Origin of the sequence: Cyclobacterium qasimii M12-11B (assembly GCF_000427295.1) — a bacterium.
Classification (GTDB): domain Bacteria; phylum Bacteroidota; class Bacteroidia; order Cytophagales; family Cyclobacteriaceae; genus Cyclobacterium; species Cyclobacterium qasimii.
This window is the reverse complement of record NZ_ATNM01000164.1, coordinates 1-4,474: the sequence shown is the minus strand read 5'-3', so window position 1 is coordinate 4,474 and position 4,474 is coordinate 1. Positions and strand designations below refer to the sequence as shown.

Here is a 4,474-nt window from a genome sequence, read left to right as displayed (position 1 = left end):
AATTTAATATAATATATTTTGTTTTCTTAAGCTTTGTTTTCTTTAAGATTCAAAATGTCTATCATGCTCATAAGGGTCTGTTTTTAAGATGTTTAAAAGTTCAAGACAATGGATCTAAAAATATTTAAGGTAGTTTTTTAACCCTACTTAATCTATATGGTAAATAAAATTATCGGTATTTTTCCTGCTTTAATTTATAATGAAAAATTGAATTAGTTCACTAACAATCAATAGGTAAAATTACCGAAAAAAAACAACATAAAACACTGGTATCAAGCAATTTATTTAATTTTATGTATGGATTTAGTCTAAAAAACAAAAATCCATGCATAAACAACATTAAATAATTAATATAATGCAAATCAAAAAAATAAGGATTTTCTTTCCCTTTAAATAAACTAAAATTGAAATCCTTTTCAATTCAATGCCGAAAATAACCAATGCAAACTCTTAAAAATCCATAATGATTTCATTCCTTCTGGCTCTCAAAAAAACTTTATTATAATAAGCCTAATGCAACCCTCACATCAAAGAATGGTATCTAAAATTAGCATCGGCTATTTACAGTCTACAATTTGAACGGAATTGGATTTAGGGTAAAGTTCAACAAATAAATGTCTATAATACAAAACGAGTTCCTGCAGGTCTAATCAATACTTTAGGTGCCACGTGCTTCTAATAATTCACTTTTTGTTGAAAGGCCACCTTAACAGATTTTCCATTTTGAATGGCAGGTTTCCATTTTTTCAGCTTCTTTATGGCTTTAATGGTGGGTTTATTGAATAGTTTATCGTCACTATTCATATTTCTAATTTCAGCCATCCCTAAAAAGTACTCGCCTATTAAATTGCTATGCATTGGCTACATTTAGCATTAATATTTGCAATTATAATTATTTTTAATGAAACTTCTAGAGGAATATAAATAAATTAAGAAGAATTAGATTATTAATTAAAATATAAAATCATGAGTGATAAAAATGCTGTTGAAACGATTATGGAGAAGCATGAAGCTTCTGGAAAATATGTCGATGTGGATGGAATTAAATGTTTTGCTTTGGATGAAGGAAATGGAGAAGCTGTACTTTGTCTCCACGGGGTGCCAACCTCTTCTTTTCTATACAGAAAAATAATTCCAGAGCTGGCTAAAAAGGGTTACAGGGGTGTAGCAATAGATTTTCCCGGTTTAGGTTTCTCGGATAGGCCAAAGGATTTTGATTATTCATTTTCATCTTTAGCTCAGTTTAGTGCTAAAGCTTCTCAAAAATTAGGATTGGAAAAATACCACCTTCTTATTCATGATATTGGTGGCCCTATTGGTTTTGCAATGGCGGCCAATAACCTTGAAAAAGTTTTGTCGATTACTATCCTTAATACTTGGATAGATGTCGTTAATTTTAAAAAGCCTTGGCCTATGCGACCATTTGAAATACCAGTTTTAGGAGAGATGGAATTATTAAGTTTGCAACATCCAACTTGGCAATTAATGTTCGATAAAATGGGGGTAAATGACAGTTCAAATATTCCAAAAAATGAAATTAATGCGCATATCGATATTTTAAAAAAGAAAGATGGTGGGGACGCCTTCCTAAAAATAATGAAAAGCTTTGATGATTCTGTAGAATTTAGGAGCTTGTGTTATAAGGCTGTTCAGGGTGTTCCTTACCCAGTCCAGGCCATTTGGGGCGCAGACGATCCATTTCTAACCTTAGAGGAAAAAGGAGCTGAAATAAAAAAAGCTGCCGGCCTATCAACAGTTCATGAGCTTAGTTCCCGTCACTTTTTGCAGGAAGAAAAACCAATGGAAATAGTAGAAAAAGTTTTAGAGATTATTCTGCTTTCTAAAGGTATGCCTCCAAAATAGAATTAATAAGCCTTAATCTTTATAGAATTGCTTTAGTCGTGTATTATGGGTACAAAGTTAAACTATCAATTAGTTTTTTTAGGATAAATTATGACCTGTGAATTGTTGTTTTCAAAGATTAACGTGGGGCTTTTAATTTCGATTCTCAAATGCAACCCCAAGGAGCTAATTGGGCTTGTCTTTAAATTTTGAAGCATAACCGAAATGGTCACAAAAATTCAATTTAAGCACTAACAAACATCAAAATGCTCAGTTTTTAGACTTAGTTTTATTTAATATTTTGCCAAATATTTTTTCCAATATCTGACAGCCTTCTTCCGTATCTTTTAATTGATCCTTTACAATTTTGAAAAAGGTTTCAAGCGTTTCTTTTTGACCTTTTTCTATACCTACATTAATAAAATGCTTCTGATTAATTTCAATAAATACTTGGAATAAATCAAGAGTTAATGACCAGTAGGCCAATTTAAAAACCCCTTCAATGTCATCAGATTCATATTTAATATTTGGATACCATTTTTTAAGCTTATTTTTCTGATCCTGTGAACTTTTAATTAATTTAAAATAGTTTGAAAATGAATCTATTTCAGCGATATGAGCGAACTTATTTCTTATTGTCATAAATGACTGAAACTTTTTTTTATCCTCTTTTGAAACCTCTTTTAAATCTGTTATTAGTCTAATTTTATTACCAAATCCCAAACTTGCACTTCCATAACCCAACGATTCTGATTTTTTCCAATCAATTCCAAGTATAGCTCCAAGTGTATCTGATGCTTGCTCTTCCATAAAAACAGCACATTCAAGAACCCAATACCTTGACTCTTTCTTATGTAATTCTGAAAGTTTATGGAAAATTGTTTTATCTTTCATTGAATTAATTCAGTTCTTATCTGATGATGGCTAAGGCCCACCATTTACCTTATATATATCCACCACTAATCTAACTAAGTTTCTATGTATTTAAAAATACTTCATACAACAGAAATTCTCCTATTTGAATGAAAACATACTATTGCAAAACATAAATACTTCTCATTTTTTCATCATCCTCCAAATATTTGAAAATAGTAGTTTCCAAATGGCCTTCTTCGACTCTTCTCAGCCGCCTCTCACTACATCACCCAATCACTCGATCCTTCCAAACCTCTGACTAGTCAAAGCTTCCAAAACCATCAAAGCCCGATCAAAAACCCTTAAATAACTCAATTCTCCACTCATACTTGGACCTAGCAGTAAAGTACTTGAACCTTCTGGTGAATTGAAATAGGGACTGAACCTTCCCCAGCCGAATTGCCGGTGCTCTCCCCCATCATTGAAACGGCCATCTGTTACAAATGCAATGATATTTGGGCCTCCATCTATTATGATACTTGCCTGATGTTGGGTATTCGTTTGTAGGGTACCGGGATCACTGCTCCAGGCAACCAGGGTTTGTCCATCGTTCATCTGAAACAGTAGGTTATTTTTATCGGAAATGCTTAACCACCAACCTTTACCTGATGCATCTCTGCTATCGGCCAAGACCTGCCCTTCTTTCACCTCATAAAGCAAAAAACCATTTCAATGGTAAATCCAGCATTGGTGCTTTTCCCTCTGTAATCAGCCGTAATGAAATCATTAAAAATCAATCTAATATAAATTCATAAATTGCATAATCTTCACAATCATTACAATTATATGAACTTCCATAGATAAATATTTGGTCACCAACCTTTGTGTTACTTGTATATCTGACCGAATTTGGTATATCTTTAACTCTTACATAACTAAAGTCATTTAAATTAACTTTATAAAAATCAAAAATATGCTCCTGGTTAATTATACCTCCACCTATATATAAGTTTCCAAATAGTTCAAAAGATAGCATTTCTCTCCTGCTTGGTTTAGGGATATCAATTACATTATTCGCCCAGGTATCATCATCTATATTATACTTTAATAAAGTTATAATTTCATTATTATCATCTGAATTATTAGACTCTAACAGTATATAAAAATTATTGTTTATATTAAAGGTAGGTAATAAATCAAAAAAACCATACCGATTTATAAAACTTGAAGTCACAGGAATATCTTTTTCGAAAGATAGCAACTTATTGATAATATTATATTTTGGGAATTTATATTGATCTCTATCTCTAGCAACATCACCAAGAGCAAAATAAATCACTCCATTAACAAACCAAAATCCAGAACCAACTCTGGAAAAATAGCCATTAGGATCATAATCAATTTCATTAACCGAACCATCATATGGATCAAACTGAAACCATTCCTTCCTAGGATTAGAATCAACATTTTCACCACCAATCATATTTACCTTATTTTCATACCAAAACAAACCTGAACCGTGCCTAATTTCTTTATAATCTAAATTATAAATATTGTTCCATTTATTAGATTCAACATTGTATTCCCATAAATATTTATTCCAATCTGATTTAAACCTATCAGTTAAAAAAGCATAAATATTGCCGCTTCCTCCCAACATAGAAACTAACTTAAAATTTTCTCCTAAAGGTAAATTAGTAATTTTTCCCAACTTCCAATAGATTGTATATCATCATCTTTAAATTGTAGATCATCATCTTTCGGGACTTCTTCAGAT

General features: G+C 31.6%; 5 protein-coding genes. 1 reads left to right on the top strand and 4 read right to left on the bottom strand.

The window, feature by feature from the left end:
• Positions 1-675 precede the first annotated feature (675 nt).
• Positions 676-858, bottom strand: coding sequence for an energy transducer TonB (locus tag ADICYQ_RS21180; protein WP_040417447.1), 183 nt, complete (start codon positions 856-858; stop codon positions 676-678).
• 108 nt (positions 859-966) lie between these two features.
• Here ADICYQ_RS21180 and ADICYQ_RS21175 point away from each other — a divergent pair, with 108 nt between their 5' ends.
• Positions 967-1,863: an alpha/beta fold hydrolase gene (locus ADICYQ_RS21175; RefSeq protein WP_020894173.1), complete on the top strand. Its 897-nt coding sequence runs from the start codon at positions 967-969 to the stop codon at positions 1,861-1,863.
• A gap of 249 nt (positions 1,864-2,112) precedes the next feature.
• Here ADICYQ_RS21175 and ADICYQ_RS21170 read toward each other — a convergent pair whose 3' ends face one another.
• The 3 genes from ADICYQ_RS21170 to ADICYQ_RS21160 form a co-directional block, all read right to left on the bottom strand.
• The gene (locus ADICYQ_RS21170; protein WP_020894172.1) at positions 2,113-2,736 is read right to left on the bottom strand and encodes a hypothetical protein; all 624 of its coding nucleotides are present in this window, start codon (positions 2,734-2,736) and stop codon (positions 2,113-2,115) included.
• Positions 2,737-2,991: 255 nt separating this feature from the next.
• The gene (locus tag ADICYQ_RS21165) at positions 2,992-3,417 is read right to left on the bottom strand and encodes a hypothetical protein (RefSeq protein WP_020894171.1); all 426 of its coding nucleotides are present in this window, start codon (positions 3,415-3,417) and stop codon (positions 2,992-2,994) included.
• Positions 3,418-3,490: 73 nt separating this feature from the next.
• Entirely contained in the window at positions 3,491-4,408 is a 918-nt protein-coding gene (locus tag ADICYQ_RS21160) for a Kelch repeat-containing protein (RefSeq protein ID WP_020894170.1), read from the bottom strand.
• Positions 4,409-4,474: the final 66 nt, after the last annotated feature.

Coding starts and splice junctions, on each gene's coding strand:
- ADICYQ_RS21180 (WP_040417447.1), bottom strand. CDS start 858: ATGCATAGCAATTTAATAGGCGAGTACTTTTTAGGGATGGCTGAAATT.
- ADICYQ_RS21175 (WP_020894173.1), top strand. CDS start 967: ATGAGTGATAAAAATGCTGTTGAAACGATTATGGAGAAGCATGAAGCT.
- ADICYQ_RS21170 (WP_020894172.1), bottom strand. CDS start 2,736: ATGAAAGATAAAACAATTTTCCATAAACTTTCAGAATTACATAAGAAA.